Annotated in this window: 12 protein-coding genes; 7 read left to right on the top strand and 5 right to left on the bottom strand. The window is 72.6% G+C overall.

Annotation, left to right across the window (positions count from 1 at the left end; translation table 11 throughout):
* The 4 genes from VT50_RS11590 to VT50_RS11575 all read left to right on the top strand — a co-directional run.
* A partial coding sequence (locus VT50_RS11590; RefSeq protein WP_476713990.1) for an SDR family NAD(P)-dependent oxidoreductase occupies nt 1-4,073 on the top strand: 4,073 nt, incomplete at its 5' end.
* Nucleotides 4,074-4,196: 123 nt separating this feature from the next.
* Nucleotides 4,197-11,111, top strand: a complete 6,915-nt coding sequence (locus VT50_RS11585; RefSeq protein ID WP_046089518.1) for a type I polyketide synthase — start codon at nt 4,197-4,199, stop codon at nt 11,109-11,111.
* A 130-nt stretch (nt 11,112-11,241) separates the two neighbouring features.
* Nucleotides 11,242-12,678: a class I adenylate-forming enzyme family protein gene (locus VT50_RS11580; protein ID WP_046089514.1), complete on the top strand. Its 1,437-nt coding sequence runs from the start codon at nt 11,242-11,244 to the stop codon at nt 12,676-12,678.
* Nucleotides 12,675-13,649, top strand: coding sequence for an ACP S-malonyltransferase (locus tag VT50_RS11575; protein WP_046089515.1), 975 nt, complete (start codon nt 12,675-12,677; stop codon nt 13,647-13,649). Before VT50_RS11580 ends, VT50_RS11575 begins: the two co-directional genes overlap by 4 nt.
* A 121-nt stretch (nt 13,650-13,770) precedes the next feature.
* Here the strand turns inward: VT50_RS11575 and VT50_RS11570 are convergent, their stop codons facing one another.
* Together VT50_RS11570 and VT50_RS11565 are read right to left on the bottom strand one after the other, a co-directional pair.
* Complete coding sequence (locus VT50_RS11570; RefSeq protein WP_046089516.1) at nt 13,771-15,051, bottom strand: YeeE/YedE family protein; 1,281 nt, start codon at nt 15,049-15,051, stop codon at nt 13,771-13,773.
* 311 nt (nt 15,052-15,362) lie between these two features.
* On the bottom strand, nt 15,363-16,163 hold the full coding sequence (locus VT50_RS11565; protein WP_046089466.1) for a FadR/GntR family transcriptional regulator: 801 nt from the start codon (nt 16,161-16,163) through the stop codon (nt 15,363-15,365).
* Between the two features lie 157 nt (nt 16,164-16,320).
* Here VT50_RS11565 and VT50_RS11560 point away from each other — a divergent pair, with 157 nt between their 5' ends.
* Both VT50_RS11560 and VT50_RS11555 read left to right on the top strand, forming a co-directional pair.
* Nucleotides 16,321-17,124, top strand: a complete 804-nt coding sequence (locus VT50_RS11560; RefSeq protein WP_046089467.1) for a carbon-nitrogen hydrolase family protein — start codon at nt 16,321-16,323, stop codon at nt 17,122-17,124.
* Entirely contained in the window at nt 17,118-18,554 is a 1,437-nt protein-coding gene (locus VT50_RS11555) for an APC family permease (RefSeq protein ID WP_046089468.1), read from the top strand. The genes VT50_RS11560 and VT50_RS11555 overlap by 7 nt, the downstream gene beginning before the upstream one ends.
* Before the next feature lie 77 nt (nt 18,555-18,631).
* Here VT50_RS11555 and VT50_RS11550 read toward each other — a convergent pair whose 3' ends face one another.
* On the bottom strand, nt 18,632-19,498 hold the full coding sequence (locus tag VT50_RS11550) for an AraC family transcriptional regulator (RefSeq protein ID WP_046089469.1): 867 nt from the start codon (nt 19,496-19,498) through the stop codon (nt 18,632-18,634).
* Between the two features lie 251 nt (nt 19,499-19,749).
* Here VT50_RS11550 and VT50_RS11545 point away from each other — a divergent pair, with 251 nt between their 5' ends.
* Nucleotides 19,750-20,094, top strand: a complete 345-nt coding sequence (locus tag VT50_RS11545) for a hypothetical protein (protein ID WP_046089470.1) — start codon at nt 19,750-19,752, stop codon at nt 20,092-20,094.
* On the opposite strand, the gene VT50_RS11540 is transcribed toward VT50_RS11545, so the two are convergent.
* Together VT50_RS11540 and VT50_RS11535 are read right to left on the bottom strand one after the other, a co-directional pair.
* Nucleotides 20,052-20,759 carry a pentapeptide repeat-containing protein gene (locus VT50_RS11540; protein ID WP_053048770.1) on the bottom strand — a complete coding sequence of 236 codons (708 nt, stop codon included), beginning with the start codon at nt 20,757-20,759 and terminating at the stop codon, nt 20,052-20,054. The two genes, VT50_RS11545 and VT50_RS11540, sit on opposite strands and share 43 nt — an antisense overlap.
* 20 nt (nt 20,760-20,779) lie before the next feature.
* Entirely contained in the window at nt 20,780-21,313 is a 534-nt protein-coding gene (locus VT50_RS11535; protein WP_046089471.1) for a ferritin-like domain-containing protein, read from the bottom strand.
* Between the last annotated feature and the right edge of the window lie 185 nt (nt 21,314-21,498).

The following is a 21,498-nucleotide window of genomic DNA, read 5'->3' as shown; positions in this document are numbered from 1 at the left end:
GTAAGACCCGGCGCCTAAAGGTGAGCCACGCCTTTCACTCCCCACGCATGGACGCGATGCTGGACGACTTCCGCGAGATCGTCGAAGGGCTCTCGTTCGCCCCGCCGGCCATCCCCTTCGTCTCCAACGTCACCGGGGCACTCGCCACGGAGGCCGAGGTCCGCACCCCCGACTACTGGGTGCGGCACGTGCGCGCGGCCGTGCGCTTCGCGGACGGAGTGCGCAGCCTCGAGGCGCAGGAGGTGCACACCTTCCTGGAGGTCGGCCCGGACGCCGTGCTGTCGGCCATGGCCCAGGACTGCCTGACCGAGCGGTCCGAACGTGCCACCGGCGGCCCGGTGCTGGCGCCGGTGCTGCGCGAGGACCGGCCGGAGCCCCGGGCGCTGACCGCCGCCGTCACCGAACTCCACCTCCACGGCGCCACGGTCGACTGGGAGCGGGTCTTCTCCGGTCGCGGTGCGCGGCGGGTGGACCTCCCCACCTACGCCTTCCAGCGCCAGCGCTACTGGCTCGACTCCACGGCGGCCATCGGTGACGTCGGCTCGGTGGGCCTCGGACCGGTGTGGCACCCCCTGCTGGGCGCCGTGGTCTCGCTGGCGGGCGGCGGCGGAGTGCTGCTGAGCGGGCGGCTGTCGCTCGCCACCCACGCCTGGCTCGCCGACCACGCGGTGCACGGAGTGGCGCTGGTGCCCGGCACGGCCTTCGTGGAGATGGCCGTCCAGGCGGGCGACCAGGTGGGCTGCGGCCGGGTCGAGGAGCTGGTCCTCGAGGCGCCCCTGGTGGTGCCCGGGCGCGGCGGCGTCCAGATCCAGGTCGAGGTGGGTGAGGCCGACGCCCTCGGCCAGCGTGAGGTGAGCGTCTACTCGCGGAACGAGTCGGCCGACGACCGGGCCGACCTGGGACAGCCGTGGGTGCGGCACGCCCACGGTGTGCTGACCCCGCCCGGCCCGGCGGCCTCGTTCGACTTCGCCAAGTGGCCGCCGGGCGGCTCCAAGCCGGTCGACGTCTCCGGCGGGTACGAGCACGCCGCCGAGCACGGGCTGCGCTACGGCCCGGCGTTCCAGGGGCTGAAGCGCGCCTGGCGGCGCGGTGACGCGGTGTTCGCCGATGTGGAGCTGTCCGAGGACCAGCTCGGCACCGCGAAGTACTTCGGTCTGCACCCGGCCCTGTTCGACGCGGCACTCCACGCCATCGGCGTGGGCAACGCGGCACGCGGGGGCGAGGACGCGCCGAGCGCGGGCACCCTGCTGCCGTTCTCGTGGCGGGGCTTCTCCCTGGACGCCGCCGGCGCGGGCGCGCTGCGCGTGCGGGTGATCCCGGACGGGCGGCAGGCGGTGTCCCTGGCGATCGCCGACACCTCGGGCCGCCCGGTGGCCTCCGTCGACTCCCTCGTGCTGCGGCCGATGCAGGCCGACGCGCTGCGCAACGCGGGCCGCGCCGCCGGTGACGCGCTGTTCCGCATGGAGTGGACGGCCGACGCGGCCAAGCCCGCCGAGGGCGTGGCCGCGGGCTGGTCGGCGGTGCTGGGCGACGACCGCCTCGGCGTGGGCGCCGCCCTGGAGGCGTCCGGTGGCACCGCCGATGTGTACACGGACCCGGTGGCGCTCGGCGACGCCGTGGCGGCGGGCACGCTCATGCCCGGCATGGTGGTGCTGCCGGTCGTCTCGGGCGGCCAGGGCGTGGTGGACGAGGTGCACGCGCGGGTCGCCGAGGCGCTGGAGGCCGTCCAGTCGTGGGTGGCGGACGAGCGGTTCGCGGACACCCGGCTGGTGTTGGTGACACAGGGCGCCGTGGACACCGGTGACGGGGTGGAGGACCTGGCGGGCGCGGCCGTATGGGGTCTGGTGCGCTCGGCGCAGTCGGAGAACCCGGGCCGGGTGGTGCTGGTCGACACCGACGACGTCCAGCGGTCGGCGCCGCTGCTCGCCGGGGTGGTGGCCTCCGGCGAGGAGCAGGTGGTGGTGCGCTCCGGCGAGGTCCGTGTGCCACGCCTGGGCCGTGCGCTGCCCCCGGGCGACGCCCCCGGATCGGAGGTGTTCGGTTCCGGCGCGGTGCTGCTCACCGGTGGCACGGGGGTGCTGGGCGGCCTGGTGGCCCGGCATCTGGTCACCCGGCACGGTGTGCGGAAGCTGGTGCTGCTCTCCCGCCGTGGCGCGGAGGCCGAGGGCGCCGCGGGGACCCGGGCCGAGCTGACGGCCGCCGGTGCCGAGGTACTGATCGAGGCGTGTGACGCCGCCGACCGCAAGGCGCTCGCCGCCGTGCTGTCGGGGCTGCCGGACGACTTCGCGCCCAGTGCCGTGGTGCACGCCGCCGGGGTGCTCGACGACGGGCTGTTCGCCTCGCTGACGCCGGAGCGGGTGAGCGCGGTGCTGCGCGCCAAGGTGGACGCGGCGTGGAACCTGCACGAGCTGACGGCGGGGATGGACCTGTCGGCGTTCGTCCTGTTCTCGTCGGCCGCCGGGGTGCTCGGCGCCGCCGGGCAGAGCAACTACGCGTCGGCGAACGTGTTCCTGGACGGCCTCGCCTCATGGCGCCGCGCCCAGGGGCTGCCCGGCGTCTCGCTGGCGTGGGGCCTGTGGGCCCAGGCCAGCGGCATGACCCGGCACCTGGAGCAGGGGGATCTGCGGCGGGTGTCGCGCTCCGGTCTGGTGCCGCTCTCCTCCGAGGAGGGCCTGGAGCTGTTCGACGCGGGCGTCACCTCCGGCGAGGCCGTGGTGATCCCCACCCGGCTGGACCTGGGCGCGCTGCGCGCCCAGGGCGCCGCGCTGCCCGCGGTGTTCCGTGCCGTCGTCCCGGATTCCCCCGTCCGCCGTGCGGCCGGTGCGGCGGTGTCCGAGGCGGGCGACCAGTCCGCCCAGCTGCGGCAGCGGCTGGCCGGGCTGTCGGAGGCCGAGACCGGGGAGGCGCTGCTGGAACTGGTGCGTACCCTCGCCGCCGCGGTGCTCGGGTTCGGGTCGCCCCAAGACGTGGACACCGGCCACGAGTTCATGGAGATGGGCTTCAACTCCCTGACGGCGGTGGAGTTCCGCAACCAGCTGGCCGCCGTCACCGGCCTGAAGCTGAACACCACGGTGGTCTTCGACTTCCCGAGCCCCACGGAGCTGGTGGCCCATCTGCGGCCCCGGATCGCGGCCGGGGTCGCCTCCGCTCCCGCGCCAGGCCGCCAGCTCCAGGAGCCGTCGGCCCCGGCCGCTCCGGCCGCCGCCCGCGCCGCCTCACCCGCGCCCGCCGAGGCGTCCGCGGCGGCACGGGCGGACGCGCCCGACACCCTCGGCTCCCTGTTCCGGGAGGCGGCGGCACAGGGCAAGACCAAGGTCGGGATGGATCTGCTGGTGAACGCCGCGCGGCTGCGGCCCACCTTCGAGGACCCGGCCGACTTCGAGGGGAACATCAGGCCCGTACGGCTCTCCCGGGGAGCCGAATCCCTCAAGCTGATGTGCTTCTCCTCGTATATGGCGCTGGGCGGTGTCCACCAGTACGCACAGCTCGCCGCCCCCTTCCGGGGCGGCCGGGACGTCGCGGCCCTGCCCGCCGTGGGGTTCGTCGAGGGCGAGAGCCTTCCGGCCACCCCGGAGGCGCTGTTCCGCTTCCAGGCCCGGATCGTCGCCGAATACGCCGACGGCGCCCCGGTCGTCCTTCTCGGCTCGTCGGCCGGAGGAATGATCGCCCACTCGGTGGCCGCCGCTCTGGAGAGCCAGGGCACACCGCCCGCGGGAGTCGTCCTGCTGGACACCTACCTGCCGTACAGCGCGAGCATCGGCCAGTTCGAGGACGCCATGCTGGACGAGATGTACGAGCGGGAGGCCCTGGTCTCCATGGAGGGCGTCCGGATGTCCGCCATGGGCTGGTACCTCCATCTGTTCGAGGGGTGGAAGCCGCCGGAGAGCGCGGTGCCCAGCCTTCTCGTCCGGGCGGCGGAACCGATGGGCGAGGTGGCCCCGGACGCGTCGAGCTGGCAGGCGGACTGGCCGGCCGACGCCACGATCGACGTGCCCGGAACCCACTTCACGATGATGGAGAAGCAGGCGGGCACCACCGCACGGGCCATCGAGGACTGGGTGGCCACCCTCTAGCGCAGCACGCGCCCGCCCGCCCCGATGGCCCGCGGGCGGGCGCCCCACGCCGAAGCCGAGATCGGCGCGGCACACACAGCTTTGACGCAGGGTCTTCCACAAGGCAGGAGTTAGGTGAGCACCATGGTGAACGGGTCCAGCGACTCGGGAGAGTCCAACGTGCAGGCTGGGCCGGATCGTGACGACAGCCCCGAACTGCCGTCAGTCGGTCCGGACTTCAGGGAACTGCCGGACCTCGAACGGCGCAGGGTCCTGTTCGACCTGGTGCGCGCACACGTCGCCGCGGCGCTGCGGTCCGAGTCACCGCGCACCCTCGACGCCGAGAGCTCCTTCCTCGACCTGGGTCTTGACTCGCTCGCGGCGGTCAATCTGCACCGCGGACTGGTGGCGGCCACCGGGCTCACCCTCGAGGTGTCGCTCGCCTATGACTACCCGACGCCCAGCGAGCTGGTGGACCACCTCCACCGGCAGATGTTCCCCGTCGCCACGGACGACACCGCCCCCGCGCGTGCCGTCGTGGGCTCCGACGATCCCATCGCGATCGTCGGGATGAGCTGCCGCTTCCCCGGAGGCGTCAACAGCCCCGAGGACCTGTGGAAGGTCGTCTCCGAGGGCGTGGACGCCATCACCCCGTTCCCCACCGACCGGGGCTGGGACCTGGAGGCGCTCTACAGCCCGGACCCGGACCAGCCCGGCACCAGCTACGCGACCGAGGGCGGATTCATCCATGACGCCCCCGAGTTCGACGCGGAGTTCTTCGGCATATCGCCGCGCGAAGCCCTCGCCATGGACCCACAGCAGCGGCTGCTGCTGGAGACCAGCTGGGAGGTCTTCGAGCGGGCCGGTATCGATGTGACCAAGCTGCGGGGGAGCAGGACCGCCGTCTTCACCGGCGCCGAGCACCACGACTACGGTCCCCATCTGCAGAGCACCAAGAGCGGCCTCGAGGGCTATGCGCTGACCGGTATCGCGGGCAGCGTCGCCTCCGGGCGCATCGCCTACACCTTCGGCTTCGAGGGCCCGGCGTGGACCGTGGACACCGCGTGCTCCTCGTCGCTGGTCTCCCTGCACCAGGCGGCGCACTCGCTGCGCCAGGGGGAGTGCGATCTGGCGCTCGCCACCGGTGTCGCCACGATGCCCACCCCGGGTGACTTCATCCTCTTCAGCCGCCAGCGCGGACTCTCCTCCAACGGGCGCTGCAAGGCGTTCGGCGCCGAGGCCGACGGCACGTCATGGGCCGAGGGCGTCGGAGTCCTCCTGGTGGAGCGGCTTTCGGACGCCCGGCGCAACGGCCACGAGGTGCTGGCGATCGTACGCGGCTCCGCCGTCAACCAGGACGGCGCCAGCAACGGTCTGACGGCCCCCAACGGCCGTTCCCAGCAGCGGGTCATCCGCCAGGCGCTGGCCAACGCCGAACTGGCCGCGGACCAGATCGACGTGATCGAGGCGCACGGCACCGGAACCTCGCTCGGCGACCCCATCGAGGCGCAGGCGCTGATCGCCACCTACGGCGAGAGCCGCCCCGAGGGGGACCCGGTGTGGCTGGGCTCCCTCAAGTCGAACATCGGCCACACCCAGGCGGCGGCCGGTGCGGGCGCCATCATCAAGATGGTGATGGCCATGCGCCACGGCGTCCTGCCCAAGACGCTCCACGTGGAGGTGCCCACCCCGCACGTGGACTGGTCGTCGGGCGGGGTGGCGCTGCTCGCCGAGCAGCGCGCCTGGCCGGAGACCGGGCGGCCACGCCGTGCCGGTGTCTCCTCGTTCGGCATGAGCGGCACCAACGCGCACGCCATCATCGAGCAGGCCCCGCCGCCGGAACCCGCACCCACCACGGACGGTGACGCCGACGCGGACACCGCCGCCCAGCCCGTGTCGTGGCTGGTGTCCGCCAGGAGCGAGGAGGCGCTGCGGGCGCAGGCCGCACGGCTGCGCGAGCATGTGGTGCGCCACCCCGACGCCCGGCCGGTCGACGTCGGATGGTCCTCCGCCGTGACGCGTGCCGCGCTCGAGCACCGGGGCGTGGTGGTGGCCGCCGACCGTGAGGGGCTGCTGCGCGGACTCGCCGCGCTCGCCGAGGAGACCGACTCACCGGGCCTGGTGCTGGGCCGGTCCACGGCGCAGCGGGTGGCGTTCCTGTTCACCGGCCAGGGCGCCCAGCGGCTGGGCATGGGCCGTGAGCTCTACGCGACCTACCCGGTCTTCGCCGATGTGTTCGACGAGGCGTGTGACTACCTCGAGGTGCGCCTCGGGACCTCCGTGCTGGACGTGGTCTTCGGACCCGAGGACGGCGACGAGGCCGCGGCCGGTGATGACCACACGGCCGCGACCGGTGACCAGCTCAACCGGACGATGTTCACCCAGGCCGGGCTGTTCGCCTTCGAGGTGGCCCTGTTCCGGCTGCTGGAGTCCTGGGGCATCCGCCCCGACTTCCTGATGGGTCACTCGGTGGGCGAGATCGCCGCGGCCCACGTCGCCGGGGTGCTGTCCCTGGAGGACGCGTGCGCCCTGGTGGCGGCCCGCGGACGGCTGATGCAGGAACTGCCCGAGGGCGGCGCCATGGTGGCCGTCCAGGCGTCCGAGCAGGAGGTGGCCGAAAGCCTGGAGGGCCGCGAGGACCAGGTGTCGCTGGCGGCGCTCAACGGCCCCACCTCGGTGGTGCTCTCCGGCGACGAGGACGCCGTACTCGAACTCGCGGCCCACTGGGAGGCCCAGGGCCGCAAGACCAAGCGGCTGCGGGTCAGCCACGCGTTCCACTCCCCCCGGATGGACGCCATGCTGGAGGAGTTCGGCCAGATCGCCGCCTGCCTGGAGTACTCGGCCCCGGCCATCCCGGTCATCTCCAACGTCAGCGGCGAGGTCGCGGGCGCCGAGCTGGCCACCTCCGAGTACTGGGTCCGCCACGTTCGCGAGGCGGTCCGCTTCGACGACGGCATGCGGCAACTCGCCGACCAGGGCGTGACCACCTGCGTGGAGCTCGGCCCCGACGCCGTGCTGACCGCGATGGGCCAGGACTGCCTGGACGCCGTCGGCGCCGACGCGGCCTTCGTGCCCCTGGCCCGCTCCGGGCGCGCCGAGGCCCAGACGCTGGCGGAGGCGGTCGCCACCCTGTACGCGAACGGCGTCGGCGTGGACTGGGACGCGGTGTACTCCGGGCGCGGCGCCCGCCGGGTGGCCCTGCCGACCTACGCCTTCCAGCACAAGCGGTACTGGCTCGAGTCGGGTGCCGCCGTGACCGGCGACGCCCGGAGCGTCGGCCTCGGCAGGGTGGACCACCCGCTGCTCGGCGGCCTCACCGAACTGGCCGAGGGCGACCGTACGGTGCTGACCGGGCGCCTGTCGCTGCAGACCCACCCGTGGCTCGCCGACCACGCCGTGGCCGGTGGAGTGCTCTTCCCCGGCACCGGCTTCGTGGAACTCGGTCTGCTCGCGGGCACCGAGACCGGGGCGGGGCGGCTCGGCGAACTCACCCTGGAGACCCCGCTCCTGCTGCCGGAGCAGGGGGGCGTCCGCGTCCAGCTCGTGGTCGGCCCCGCCGACGAGTCCGGCGTACGGCCCCTCGGCGTGTACTCGCGCTCCGACAGCGATGAGCCGGGGGAGGAGTGGGTGCGGCACGCCCAGGGCGTCCTCGAGGCCGACAGTGCCGCCGCGGCCACCGACAGCCTGCTGCAGTGGCCCGTCCCGGGCGCCGAGCCGGTGCCGATGGAGGGCTTCTACGAGGGCCTGGCCCAGGTCGGTTACGGATATGGGCCGGTCTTCCAGGGGCTGGAGTCGGTCTGGCGGCTGGACGGCGAGGTCTACGCCGAGGTGGCGCTGCCGGACTCGGCCGCCCAGGAGGCCGGACGGTTCGGTCTGCACCCCGCCCTGCTCGACGCCGCCCTGCACGCGATGGAGATGGGCGACTTCGGCGGCGAGGGCGGGCGCGTGACGCTGCCGTTCTCCTTCACCGGGGTGACCCTGCACGCGGTGGGCGCCGGACGGGTGCGGGTGCGGCTGCGCCCGCAGGGCAAGGACACGGTCGCGCTGCTGGTGACCGACGCCACGGGCGCTCCCGTCGCCTCGGTGGAGTCGCTGGTGGTGCGCGAGGTGGCGGCCGAACGGTTCGCCTCGGGACCGCGCGGCAACGGTGGCGACGGCACGCTGTTCCGGGCCAACTGGGACGTGCTCGCCGCCGCGCGCGGCGCCACCCCCGCCGTGGACGGAGCCTCCACGGCGGTGATCGGCGCCGACCGGGCGCGGGTGGCCGAACTGCTCACCGCCTCCGCCGTCGTCCACACCGAGTACACCGGAGTGGACGCGCTCCTCGCCGCCGTCGATGAGGGCGGTGCGGTGCCGGACGTGGTCTGGGCCTGGTGCGGCACCGGACCGGACGTCGGCGATCTCGCCGAGGCCGCCCGCACATCGGCCCACCGGGCGCTGGCCCTGGCGCAGTCCTGGCTCGCGGAGGACCGGTTCGACGGGTCCCGGCTGGTCGTCGTCACCAGGGACGCGGTCGCGACGGGCCCGGGCGAGGGCGTCGCCGGACTGTCCAACGCCGCCGTCTGGGGACTGCTGCGCTCGGCGGCCACGGAGAACCCGGGCCGGATCCAGCTGGTGGACATCGACCGCCACGCCGAGTCGGCCACCGCGGCCGCCGGTGTGGTGACGGCCGCGATCGCGGCGGGCGAGCGCGAGGTGGCGATCCGCGCGGGCCAGGGGCTGGTCCCCCGGCTCGCCAGGAACGCCGCCGGGCGGGTGCTCGAGACCCCCGCGGGCGCCTCGGCGTGGAAGCTCGGCACCACCGGCGGCGGCACCCTGGACAATCTCTCGCTGCTGCCCGACCCGGCGGCGGAGGCGCCACTGGCCCCCGGTTACGTGAGGATCGCGGTGCGCGCCGCCGGTCTGAACTTCCGTGACGCGCTGATCGCCATCGGGATGTACCCCGACGACCACGCCACCATGGGCGGCGAGGGCGCCGGTGTGGTCCTGGAGGTCGGCCCGGGCGTGACCGACCTGGCCCCCGGTGACCGGGTGATGGGCATGATCAACGCCTCGTTCGGGCCCATCGCGGTCGCCGACCGGCGGCAGATCGTCCGCATGCCGCGCGGCTGGACGTTCGCGCAGGGCGCCTCGGTGCCGGTGGTCTTCCTGACCGCCTACATCGGTCTGGTGGAGCTCGGCAAGCTGCGGGCGGGCGAGTCCATCCTGGTGCACACCGCCACCGGCGGTGTGGGCATGGCGGCCGTGCAGCTCGCCCGCCACCTCGGCGCCGAGGTGTACGCCACGGCCAGCCCCGGCAAGTGGGACACCCTGCGGGCGATGGGATTCGACGAGAAGCACATCGCCTCCTCCCGTGACCTGGAGTTCGAGCGGCGCTTCATGGCGGCCACCGAGGGCCGGGGCATGGACATGGTGCTGGACTCGCTCGCCCGTGAGTTCGTCGACGCCACCCTGCGGCTGATGCCCAGGGGCGGGCGGTTCCTGGAGATGGGCAAGATCGACGTACGCGACCCCGAGGTCGTCGCCCAGGACCACCCCGGGGTGAAGTACACCGCGTACGACCTGGTCGTGGCCGACTACGACTGGGTCCAGCGGATGCTGGTCGAGCTGGTCGAGCTCTTCGAACGCGGCGCGCTGCACCCCCTCCCGGTCACGGCGTGGGATGTGCGCCGGGCCCCGGACGCGGTGCGGTACATCAGCCAGGCCCGGCACATCGGCAAGAACGTGTTCACCATGCCCCACGCCCTGAACCCCGGGGGTTCGGTGCTGGTGACCGGCGGCACCGGCGGTCTGGGCCGCGAGGTGGCGCGCCACCTGGTGGCCGAGCGCGGAGTGCGCCACCTGGTCCTGGTCTCCCGGCGGGGACCGGACGCGGAGGGCGCCGCCGACCTCAAGGCCGAACTGGCCGAGGCGGGCGCGTCGGTGACGCTTGCGGCCTGCGACGCGGCCGACCGCGCCGCGCTGGAGCGGGTGCTGTCCGGCATACCCGCCGACCACCCGCTGACCGCGGTCGTGCACGCGGCGGGCGTACTCGACGACGGTGTCATCGACACCCTGTCGCCGAAGCGGATCGACGCGGTCTTCGAGCCGAAGGTCGACGCGGCGTGGAACCTGCATGAGCTGACGCGGGAGCTGGACCTTGCGGAGTTCGTGATGTTCTCCTCCGTCGCCGGTGTGTTCGGCAGCCCGGGTCAGGGCAACTACGCCGCCGCCAACGCGTTCCTGGACGCGCTCGCCGCACACCGTCGCGGCCTCGGCCTCCCGGCGGTCTCCCTGGCCTGGGGCCCGTGGGAGCAGGCCGGTGGCATGACCGGCACCCTCAGCCAGGCGGACATGGTGCGCATGGCGCGCGAGGGCATGGCGGCCCTGTCCATGGCGGGCGGTCTGCGGCTGCTGGACGCCGGCGGCACCAGCGAGGACGCCCTGCTCGTGCCGATGCGGCTGGAGACCTCGGCGCTCAGCGGCCAGACCGACATTCCCACCCTGCTGCGCGGTGTGGTCCGGGCGCGGAGCAAGGCGGCGGCCGACGGGAAGGCGGCCGCTCCCGAATCGGCCAAGGTACAGCTGGCCGGTCTGTCCGGAGCCGAGCTCGACCGGGCGCTGCTCGACCTGGTGCGCGGCAGCGCGGCGATGGTCCTGGGGCACAGCGGCGCCCAGTCCATCGAGCCCGACCGCTCCTTCCAGAACCTCGGCTTCGACTCACTGGCGGGCGTGGAGTTCCGCAACCGGCTGAACTCGGCCACCGGGCTCCGCCTCCCGTCCACGCTGATCTTCGACAACCCCACGCCCGCGGCGCTCGCCGAGTATCTGCGCGGCCGGGTGGCGACGGACGGCCCGGCCGAGCCGGACGTCGATCCGGAAGAGGCCAGGATCCGTGCCCTTCTGACGTCGATTCCGCTGGAGCGGCTGCGCCGCGCCGGTCTGCTCGACACGCTCACCGAGCTGGCGAGCGGCAAGGAGCAGACCGAGAAGGACACCGAGGAGAAGGAGACGGACTCCATCGACGCGATGGACGACGACGACCTGATCGACATGATGCTCGGGGATCTCGACACCTGACGGTCCGCGAGTCCCCCCGGAGACCTCCGGGGGGACTCGCCGGCCTGGGCCCACGTCCCGCAGAGCGTCGGCGTCGCGGGTGGCTCTCACCCAAGAGACTTCAAGAAGAAGAAAGGCTCAGTGAAACCCGATGACCGCAAAGGTCTTTGCGACGGAAGCGGTGCATTCGCTTCCCGAGTTCGAACAGAGGGCCCTGGCCATCGCCGAAGCGCTCCGCGAGCGCGGAGTCAGCGACGGCACCCGGGTCCTGCTGAAGGCGGGCAACTCCGTCGGCTATGTCGGGGCCCTCCTCGCCCTGATGCACACCGGCGCGTCGATCGTCATGGTCGACCACCAGGAGCGGGCGGAGGCGACACAGCGCATCTGCGACCGGGCCGGGGTCAAGATCTGCGTGGTCGACGACGACACCCCGATGCCCGAGAGCGGCCCGGCCCGGGTCACCGTCTACGAGCTGCTGGTGGCGTCCACGGAACAGACCCCCGCCGAGCGGCGGCTGTCCCTCGACGCCTGGTGCGAGCTGCCCGACGGCCTGATCATGTGGTCCTCCGGGTCCACCGGGGAGCCCAAGGGCGTCGTCAAGACCGGCGCGAAGTTCCTGAAGAACCTGGAGCGCAACGCCGAGCAGGTGGGCCACCGCCCCGATGACGTCCTGCTGCCGCTGCTGCCCTTCTCCCACCAGTACGGGCTGTCCATGGTGCTCATCGCCTGGCTGGTCAAGTGCTCGCTGGTCATCGCGCCCTACCGGCGGCTGGACCGGGCGATGACCATGGCGGGCACCTGCGGGGCCACGGTGGTCGACGCCACCCCGGCCAGCTACCGCAGCATGCTCAACATGATCGGCCGCAAGCCCGCCCTGGCGGACGAGCTCTCCGGTGTCCGCATGTTCTGCAGCGGGGCGGCCCCGCTGGACCCCGGGCTGGTCGCCGACTACGTCAAGCGGTTCGGACTGCCGCTGCTGGACAGCTACGGCAGCACCGAGGCCGGGAACGTGGCCTTCGCGACCGAGGACAACGTGGTCGCCTGCGGGCGGGCCGTCGAGGGCCTGGAGCTGCGGATCGTCGACGACGAGGGCGCCGTGCTCACCTCCGGCGAGGTCGGGGAGATCCAGGTCCACTCGCCCGACCTGATGGAGGGCTACCTGGCGGAGGACGGCACGGTCGCGCCCGTCGACCCGGCCAGGACCGACTGGTACCCCACCGGCGACTTCGGCTATCTCGACGGCGGGGACAACCTCTTCGTCCTCGGTAGGAAGGCCGCGGTGCACCGCAACGGCCACACGCTCTACCCCGAGATCATCGAGCACAAGCTGGCCGCGGGCGGCTGCCTGGCCAAGGTCGTCCCCGTCCCCGATGAACAGCGCGGCTGCCAGCTCCTCTTCTTCGTCGAGGACGAGCAGCAGCGGGAGCCGCGGCACTGGCGGGACCCGATCACCTCCCTGCTGCCCGACTTCGAGCACCCCAACCGCATTCACGTCCTGGAGCGATTCCCCCTGAACCGCAACGGCAAGCCCGACAAACGACAGCTCGAGCAGCTGGCCCTCGACCTGGCGCCGGGAGCGAAGGCATGACGGACCCGCAGATCAGCCGCACGGCGGTGGTCTTCCCCGGAATGGGGCCCTTCCGCTTCACCGACGTGGGCGAGTTCCTGCTGACCAACCCCCATGCCCGGCGGCGGCTCGCGATCGCCGACGAGGTGGTGGGGTACTCCGTGTTCGACCGGTACCGCCAGTCGGACGCCGACGAGGAGGCGCAGTACGCCGCGCACACCCAGATCGCCTTCCTGACCGTCTGTCTCTCCCTCGCCGACTGGGCCGAGGAGACACTGGGCGAGCGGCCCGAACTGTGTGCGGGACCGAGCTTCGGCCAGCGGGCCGCGGTGACCTACGCGGGGTCCCTGCCGTTCGAGGAGACCGTGCGGCTCACCGCCGAGCTGGCGCGCTGCGAGGAGGAGTACTTCCGGCAGGAGCACCGTGAGGCGGTCACCCACTGCGTGATCCACACCCCCGAGGAGCGGCTTCGGGAGGCGCTGGCCGAACTGGACGCCGAGGGGGAGTGGCACGACGTCTCCGGCTATATCGACCAGGGCTTCTACCTGGTGTCGCTGCGCGAGCCCGTGCTCGACCGGTTCAAGAAGCGGATCGGCGAGCTCGGCGGATACAACATGTACACGATGTGGCCGCCCGTGCACGCCCCCGCGTTCGGCGCCCTGCGCCGCAAGGCGGAGGAGGAGGTCATCGGCGGTTTCGAGGTGGCCGATCCCAAGCTCCCTGTCGTCGCCGACCAGAGCGGGGAGCTGCTGACCGACGCGGACGGTGTGCGCACCATGCTGCTCGACACCTTCAACCGCCCGATCCGCTGGCCGGACATGGTGGACACGATGCGGGAGCAGGGCATCACCAAGGTCTGCGTCGCGGGCCCCGACAACCTCTTCGGCCGGGTGAACCGCACCGTGGACACCTTCGAGGTCGTGGCCATCGACGCCCGCAAGGCGATGCGCCCGCGCGTCCGCCGGAGGAGTGCCCGCCGGGCCGGGCGCTGAGGGAGGGCGCTGCCCTCGGGCAGCGCCCTCCCCGTACGGGGCGCGGACGCGGCTCCTCGCCCATGAGGTCAGCGGCCGTGTCGTCGGTCGTCGGCCATGAACCACTCCCGGCCCGCCGCCGTCAGCAGATGCCGTCGCCCGGCTTCGGATTCCCGAGCCCGAAGAGCGGCCGGAGCTTCAGCCCGGCCCAGGTGCCGAGGAGCGCGAAGGCACCCCAGACCCAGCCGTGGAGGCTGCCGGAGGCGATGCCCGCGAGGTAGGCGCCGATGTTGCAGCCGCCCGCCAGCCGGGCACCGATGCCCATCAGCGCCCCGCCGAGCACCGCCGCGGTGGCCGTACGCCACGGCACACCGCGGTGCAGGGTCCAGGTGCCGCCGAGCGCCGCGGCGACCGCCGCGCCGACCATGATGCCGATGTCGGTGAGGCTGGTCTTGTCGGCGAGTACGGGCCCCGCGAGCATCTCCTTGTTCCCGGGCTGCTGCCACCAGCTCCAGCTCTCCGGGTGGCCGCCGAGCGCGCGTACCAGCTCCGCGCCCCACAGGCTGAAGGCACTGGTGACGCCCCATGCGCCACCGGAGACGAGCAGTACACCGGCGCCCAGTACGGCCAGCGCCAGCGCGCCGACCGCCAGCGGCCAGGAGCCGCGCAGCACCCGGGCGGCGGCTCCGCGCGCGGAGGGCACCGGGCCGGTCGGCGGCGGGTTGCGGCGGGCCTGGACGCTACGGCTGACCAGGACGATGGCCGCGAGCACGAGGATGGTCACCGCCCAGGAGCCGAACCAGCCGATGTGGTCCGCCATGACGACCGGCTCCAGCGAGGGCAGGTCCTTCCACAGGTCGAACTGCCAGGCGGCGAGGGTGGCCCCGCCGATGAAGCCGCCGAGCGTGAGCACGATCGACGTCTGCCCCGAGCCGACCGCGAAGAGGGTGCCGGAGGCGCAGGCCCCACCGAGCTGCATGCCGATGGCGAAGAGGAACGAGCCGATCAGCAGCCCGAGCCCCAGCGGTCCGCCCGAGGGCGCGGGCACGGACCCGAACAGTCCGGTCTTCGTGCCGATGAGCAGGGCGAACAGCGTGGCCGTCGTGCCGAGCAGCAGGGCGTGGGCGCGCAGCCCGGTGCCGTTGCCGACGGCCACCAGCTGCTGCCAGGCGGAGGTGAAGCCGAACCGGGAGTGGAAGAGGGCCACGCCCAGGGCGAGGCCGAGCAGCAGCAGGACACCGGGCTTGGCTCCGTGGGCGGACCATACGTACGCGGTCAGCGCCGTGGCGAGCAGCCCGGACACGGCGAGCGGCACCGGCCGCACCGGCGGGGCGGCGGGCGCCTCCGGCCGCGGTACGGAGGTGGGGGAGGGGGACAGCAGTGCGGCGGTCTTCGCCGCATCGGCGGGCGGGGCGGTGGTCACGGGCGGGCTCCGGAGACGGGGGAGAGGGGATGACGCTGGGCGGGAGGGTCCGGCCGGGCGGCATGGCGCCAGGGCGGCGGCGGGCGGTCGGGGAAACCGGCTGGTTCCGGCTCAGCGGCGACAGAGGCCGTCGTCGACGCACCACGCCGAGCTCGCGAACAGCGCGAGACAGAGCAGATGGGCGGGTGCGGACATGCACTCCAGGGTATGGTCCGGTTTTCAAGAACTGGACCCCGGTCTCACGATGCGAGCTGTGGAGTCAGCCACACATGGACTCGCCCACAGACGGACTCGCCCACAGACGGACTCGCTCACGGATGGGCTCGGCCACTGATGCCGGTGGCCCCGGGGCAGCCGTCCCCGCTCCGCTCGGCGCTCTCCGCGAGGCCGACGTACATCGAGTGGTGCAGCTCGGCCACGTGGTCCCTGAGGAGGGCGGCCGCCGAGGCGGCGTCCCGCGCGGCGAGCGCCGCCCTGATGGCCTTGTGCTGCTCGTTGCTGCCGCGGAGGTAGTCCAGCGGATACGGCAGGAAGTACGCGTACAGCTCTCCGCAGACCCGCTCGTACATCGCCAGCGCGGTGGGCAGCCCGGCGCCCTCGGCGAGGGCCAGGTGGAACCGCTTGTCGCTGGCGTGGAACTCGGCCCAGCTCCCGGCCGCGTCCATCTCTCGGACGCACTCGTCGAGCCGGTCGAGCCCCGGGTGGTCCAGCCGCTCGGCGGCCAGATGCGCGAAACCGGCCTCCAGCACGATGCGCTCGTCGATGAGCCGGTGCACCCGCTCGCTGTCCTCCCGGTACGCGGCCACCTGTGCCACGGTGCGGCGGCGCGGCCGTTCCGCGATGAAGGTGCCGCCCGTACGCCCCGGGCGCCGCTGGACGACGCCCTCGCGCTCCAGGGTGCCAAGGGCCCGGCGGACGGTGATCTCACCGACCCCGAGCGCCGCCGCCGTGGCCCGGACATTGGGCAGCCGCTCGCCGGGCGCCAGCAGGCCCAGGTCCACCGCCAGTGAGATCCGGGCCCGTACGGTGTCGACCGCGCTGGTGCGGCGGATCGCGGCGAGGGCGCTGCTGGTCAGTGCGCTCGGTGCGCCGGACGGTTCCTGGGTCGCCATTCCCTCAGCGTAGGCATCCCGCCCCGCGGCCTCCCCGCGGTCCTGGTACGGGGGCCGCCGCTTTGCGGAACCGTAACCTCCGAGGGTTTATCTGATCAAAGTGAGCATGTTTTCATGGCTCGCATTCACCCCTGGACACCCACTGCCGAAGGCACTGATGAAGATCTCCGGACTGCAGACGGCGGGAACGCCCGGCGACGTCGACGCCAACCTCCGCGAGCTGGACGCGGCGTGCCGCCGGGCCGGTGCCGAAGGCGCCGAACTCCTGATCACCACCGAGCTGTTCATCACCGGCTACGACATCGGCGACACCGTCCGGGACCTGGCCCGCACCGATCTGCTCTCCCCGGCCCGCGAGATCGCCGCCGCCCACGGCATCGCGCTCGTCCTCGGAGCCCCCGAGCACGACGACGGCGCCTACTACAACAGCGCCTTCTTCATCGACCCGGCCGGAGCGATCCTCGGCCGCCACCGCAAGACCCACCTCTTCGGCGAACTCGACCGCAGGTACTTCACACCGGGCGACCGTACCGCCCCCGTCATCGACCACGCGGGCGTCCGGATCGCGATGCTGATCTGCTACGACGTGGAGTTCCCCGAGAACGTACGGGCCGCCGCACTCGCCGGTGCGGACCTGGTCGCGGTCCCGACCGCCCAGATGCAACCGTACGAGTTCATCGCCGAGCACCTGCTGAGGGTGCGCGCCTGGGAAAACCAGATCTACATCGCCTACGTCAACCATGACGGCGACGAGGGTTCACTGCGCTACGTCGGCCGCAGCTCCATCGTGAGCCCGTCGGCGACCGTGCTGGACAGCGTCGAACACGGCAACCGGCTGCTCTTCGCCACCGTGGAACCGCACACGGTCCGGACAGCGCGCAAGGCCAATCCCTATCTGGCCGATCTCCGGCCAGACCTCTTCACCCCGTCCGCCCGCGCCACCAAGGACCCGTCATGCTGACCGACCCCGAAGTGCACACATCCACCCCGCAACCCACCCGGACGAACCTCTCGGGGCGGCTCGGCACCGGTGCCATCGTCTTCATGGTGATCGCCGCCGCCGCGCCCCTCACCGTGGTCGGCGGCAACGTCCCGCTCGCCATCGCCGGCGGCCCCGGCGCCGGAGCCCCCGTCGGCTTCGCCCTCGCCTCGCTAGTCCTGCTGGTGTTCGCGGTCGGCTTCGTCACCATGACGCCCCACGTTCCGCAGGCCGGAGCGTTCTACGCGTACGCCACCCGTGGCCTGGGAGACCGCGCCGGAGTGGGTACGGCCGCCGTCGCGCTCGTCGCGTACACGGCGATCCAGGTCGGCGTCTACGGCTATCTGGGATGGGCCGTGAACGATGTCCTCCACACCTTCGGCGGGCCGTCCCTGCCCTGGTGGGTGTGGGCGCTGGCGGCGCTCACCATCGTGGCCTTCCTCGGCTACCGCCATATCGACCTCAGCTCCAAGGTGCTCGGGGTGGCACTCGTCCTGGAGATCGCGGTGGTGCTCGTCCTGGACGCCGGGATCTTCGCCCGGGGCGGCGCCCACGGTGTCAACGCCGAGTCGTTCACCCCGCACGCGGCGTTCTCCGGGCCACTGGGCGTGGCCGTGCTCTTCGCCCTCACCGGATTCATCGGCTTCGAGGCCACCGCCGTCTTCCGGGACGAGGCCCGCGACCCGGAGCGGACCATCCCCCGGGCCACCTATCTCGCCGTCCTGATCATCGGCGGGTTCTACACGCTGTCCTGCTGGGCGCTGGTCCTGGCGGCAGGCACCGATCACGCCCCGGCCGTGGCCCAGAAGACCCTGGACGGGCAGGGCAACATGCTCATGGACACCGCCCAGGCCTACGTCGGCACCGCGCTGCGGGACGTCATGCAGGTGCTGCTGCTCAGCAGCCTCTTCGCCTGTGTGCTGTCCTTCCACAACGTCATCGCCCGCTACACCTTCACCCTCGCCCGTAAGGACCTCCTCCCCACCCGGCTGGGCGCCGTCCATCCCCGCCACCACTCCCCATCCGTCTCCTCGGTCGTCCAGACCGTCACCGCACTCATCCTGGTCGTGTGCTGCGCGGTCGCCGGACTGGATCCGCTGGTGGGCGTCTTCGGCTCCATGGCGGGAGTGGCGACGGTCGGCATGATCCTGCTCATGCTCATCACGTCCATCGCCGTGGTCACCTTCTTCACCCGCAACGCCCCGCTCGCCCCGGGCAGGGTCTGGCAGACCCGGATCGCGCCGGTGCTCGCCGTGGCCGGACTGCTGACCGCGCTGTGGCTGGTCTTCTCCAACTTCACCCTCGTCACCGGCGTCGGTGTGGGCGCGAGCGCCGTCCTCGGCGTCATCCCCTTCCTCGCCCTCATCGCGGGCCTGGTACGAGGGGCCCGCGGCGCGCGGGAGCGCGTCTGAGGACCGCGCGAGGCAGCTGAGATGAGGTCGGCCGCCCTGGCCAGGCACGGGCGGCCGACCGCATCATCCACGGAGCGTCAGACCGCGGTCCGCTCCACGGGGATCCACAGCTCCGCGTCCGCCCGTGCCCCGTCCTGCGACAGCCGGGTGCGCAGGATCTCCGGACCCGGCCTGCTCTGGTACGGGTTGGACGGGAACCACTGCGTGAAGACGTCCCGCCACAGGTACTGGAGCGCCCGTGGGAACGGTCCGGAGTTCTCGAACACGGCCCATGTCCCCGCCGGGACGGTGAGCGCGTCCAGGTCCTCCGGTGCGTCGGCCGAGGTCACCACCCCGTGGTAATAGTCGAGTTCGGTCCCCTCGGCCCGGCTCGGGTCCAGGTTGTCGCTCACCCCCAGGATCCCCTCCGGCTCCTGATCGGACAGGGCGGCGATCCGCCGTATCGTCTCCTGGCCGATCCCCCGGATGAACTCCGCGATCCCCGGATTCACCCCCTCGTGGACGAGCGGCACACGGACCTTCTTGCCGACCACCTGGAACCGCTCCTTCTCCACGACCCGGTAACGCATACTGCTGCTCCCTTCGACGATGAGGCGGAAGGACATCCGCGGCTGGGAGCTCAGCGAGGCACCCGCCCGCCGGGCCTCACCCGGGCCCACACCGTGCATGGCCCGGAAGGCCCGCGCGAACGCCTCCCCTGATCCGTAGCCGTAGCGCACCGCGATCTCCAGGAGCGTCCGCTCCCCGGCGAGCACCTCGGCCCCCGCGAGGGTGAGCCGCCTGCGCCGGATGTACTCCGACAGCGAGAGCCCCGCCAGCGCGGAGAACAGCCGCCGGAAGTGGTACTCCGATGTCATCGCGATCCGCGCCAGCACGGCCACCTCGATCCGCTGATCCAGATGTGACTCGATGTGGTCCAGGGCCTCGTTCAGCCGCTCCAGCACCTCGGTCTCCTTCCTTGACGCTGATCACGTTAGGAAGTCAGCACCCTGCCGGACCCGACATCCTGTGCCCGGTCCGGTCGGGTCCACCGGTCCGCCGCGTACCGCCCCGGCCGTCGCTTTGCCCGGGTTCCGACGTGGGTTCATCTGTACGTCCGTTCGGTCACCGTTTCATCACAAGGCGTCCATGGCCCTCCCACCCCGCCGCGCCCGCGCCGCATGATGCACCCCACCACCATGCACCGGGGAGAAACATGGGCACCCGCACCGCCGAAGCCGTGGCAGCCATCGCCATCACCCTGCTTCTGACCGGCTGTTCCGCCAGCGCTGACGCGCCCGACAAGAGCACACCGAGCGGCACCCCGACCGCTGCAGAGAAGGCCGAGACCACCCGTGCCTGTGTCGATGCCATCGCCGACCGGGCCGCCGCCCACAAGGGCGGAGCGGTCCGCTCCCACCCCGTCCCCGCGCCCTGCGCCCGGCTGTCGGACGCCGACTACCTGGACGCCTACATGAAAGGCCTCGAGCAGGCCCACCGCGCCGAGCGGAAGACCCCTCAGGGCGGGACCGGCAAGGCGGCCGACGGCGGGGGAGGCTGACCCGGGGACCCTTTCGCCGTCCGGTCCAGATGGTCGGCGCAGGAGACCCGTGCGCTCGACCGGGAGCCGTCCGGACAGAGGACGTTCTCCCAACGCGTCGTCGAAATATCGGCGTCCCGCAGCCGTGCGCCGCGCAGATCGGAGTCGGACACCGTGGCTCGGTCCAGATCGGCGCCCCTCAGATCCGCCCCGTTGAGGCCGACGTGGGTGAGGGACGCCGCCCGCAGCTCCACGTCGTCCAGCTGCGCGCCCTCGAAGCTGACGTCGGTGAGCAGAGCCCTGTCGAGCCTGCCGCCGCTCAGATCGGCGCCGCGCAGATCGACCTGCGACAGGGTGGCGGAGCCGAGGTCCACCCGCCGGAGGTCGGCGCCGCGCAGATCGACGTTCTCCAACGACACCCCGGACAGCCGCGCCGCGTAGAGATTGCCGCGGCGCAGATTGGCCTCGGACACCAGCCCGGTCAGGGTGGACCGTTCGAGATTGACGCACCGCAGCTTCTTCTGCCACAGATCGCCACCGGCCACGGTGCGGCTGGAGAGGTCCTTGCCCGCACGGCCGGAACAGCTCCGGCCGTGGGTGTCGTCCTTCCCGCACCCGGCGAGCAGGGCAGAGGACAGGGCGGTCACGATGAGACAGGAGAGCGAGCGGGGCCACCGCGCGGTCATGGGCCGACCCACCGCGGAGGTCAGACGCCCATCAGATCCACCAGATCGTCGGCGTGGTCCTCCTCTTCCTCCAGGATCGACTCCATCAGCCGGCGGGTGGTCGGGTCGTGTTCGCCCAGCCAGCGGATGATCTCCTGATAGCTGGCGATCACGATGCGCTCGGCGAGCAGATTGTTCTCCAGCATCGCCTTGAGGTCGTTGTCGGCCGGGGCGGTGTAGTCGGTGTGGGCGCGCTGGGTCAGCGAGGCGGGGTCGAAGTCGGGGTCGCCGCCGAGCTGGGAGACGCGTTCCGCGGCGCGCAGCGCGTGCTGCATCTCCTCCTTCGCGTGCTCGGTGAACTCAGCGGACACCTGGGCGCGGTCGATGCCGCTGGCCGAGATGGCGTGGCGGGTGTACCGCAGCCAGCACACCACCTCGGTCGCGATGACGTCATTGAGGATGCCGATGACCCGGTCCTTGTCCAGACCGTAAGTGTCCGTCACCGGGCCAGCGGCCATCTTCTGGCGGGCGTCGTTACGGATCCTGGTCACGTCCAGTACGAAGTCGTCGCTCATCGGTGCCCTCTCTGCTCTTCTCAGGTGGGGCGAGTGTTCCCCGCCGGGGGCCGGAGGGGAGCGGGCGGAGCGGGAAGATGACTGGATCGCCGTACAGCGCCAGCCGATCGGCGGTATCCGGCACCGGTGCGGCGGGGGCGAAGCGACGGCTCGGCGCCGGTGCGGTGTCGCTCGAAGCGCGAGCT

It is taken from the genome of Streptomyces antioxidans (assembly GCF_000968685.2).
GTDB lineage: Bacteria > Actinomycetota > Actinomycetes > Streptomycetales > Streptomycetaceae > Streptomyces > Streptomyces antioxidans.
Note: the sequence above shows the minus strand (reverse complement) of the source record. Positions and strands in the feature narration are given on the sequence as shown.

Bases quoted from the DNA above. Each gene is read 5' to 3' on its own strand.
- VT50_RS11585 (WP_046089518.1), top strand. From the start codon at position 4,197: ATGGTGAACGGGTCCAGCGACTCGGGAGAGTCCAACGTGCAGGCTGGG.
- VT50_RS11580 (WP_046089514.1), top strand. From the start codon at position 11,242: ATGACCGCAAAGGTCTTTGCGACGGAAGCGGTGCATTCGCTTCCCGAG.
- VT50_RS11575 (WP_046089515.1), top strand. From the start codon at position 12,675: ATGACGGACCCGCAGATCAGCCGCACGGCGGTGGTCTTCCCCGGAATG.
- VT50_RS11565 (WP_046089466.1), bottom strand. From the start codon at position 16,163: ATGGCGACCCAGGAACCGTCCGGCGCACCGAGCGCACTGACCAGCAGC.
- VT50_RS11560 (WP_046089467.1), top strand. From the start codon at position 16,321: ATGAAGATCTCCGGACTGCAGACGGCGGGAACGCCCGGCGACGTCGAC.
- VT50_RS11555 (WP_046089468.1), top strand. From the start codon at position 17,118: ATGCTGACCGACCCCGAAGTGCACACATCCACCCCGCAACCCACCCGG.
- VT50_RS11545 (WP_046089470.1), top strand. From the start codon at position 19,750: ATGGGCACCCGCACCGCCGAAGCCGTGGCAGCCATCGCCATCACCCTG.
- VT50_RS11540 (WP_053048770.1), bottom strand. From the start codon at position 20,759: ATGACCGCGCGGTGGCCCCGCTCGCTCTCCTGTCTCATCGTGACCGCC.
- VT50_RS11535 (WP_046089471.1), bottom strand. From the start codon at position 21,313: ATGAGCGACGACTTCGTACTGGACGTGACCAGGATCCGTAACGACGCC.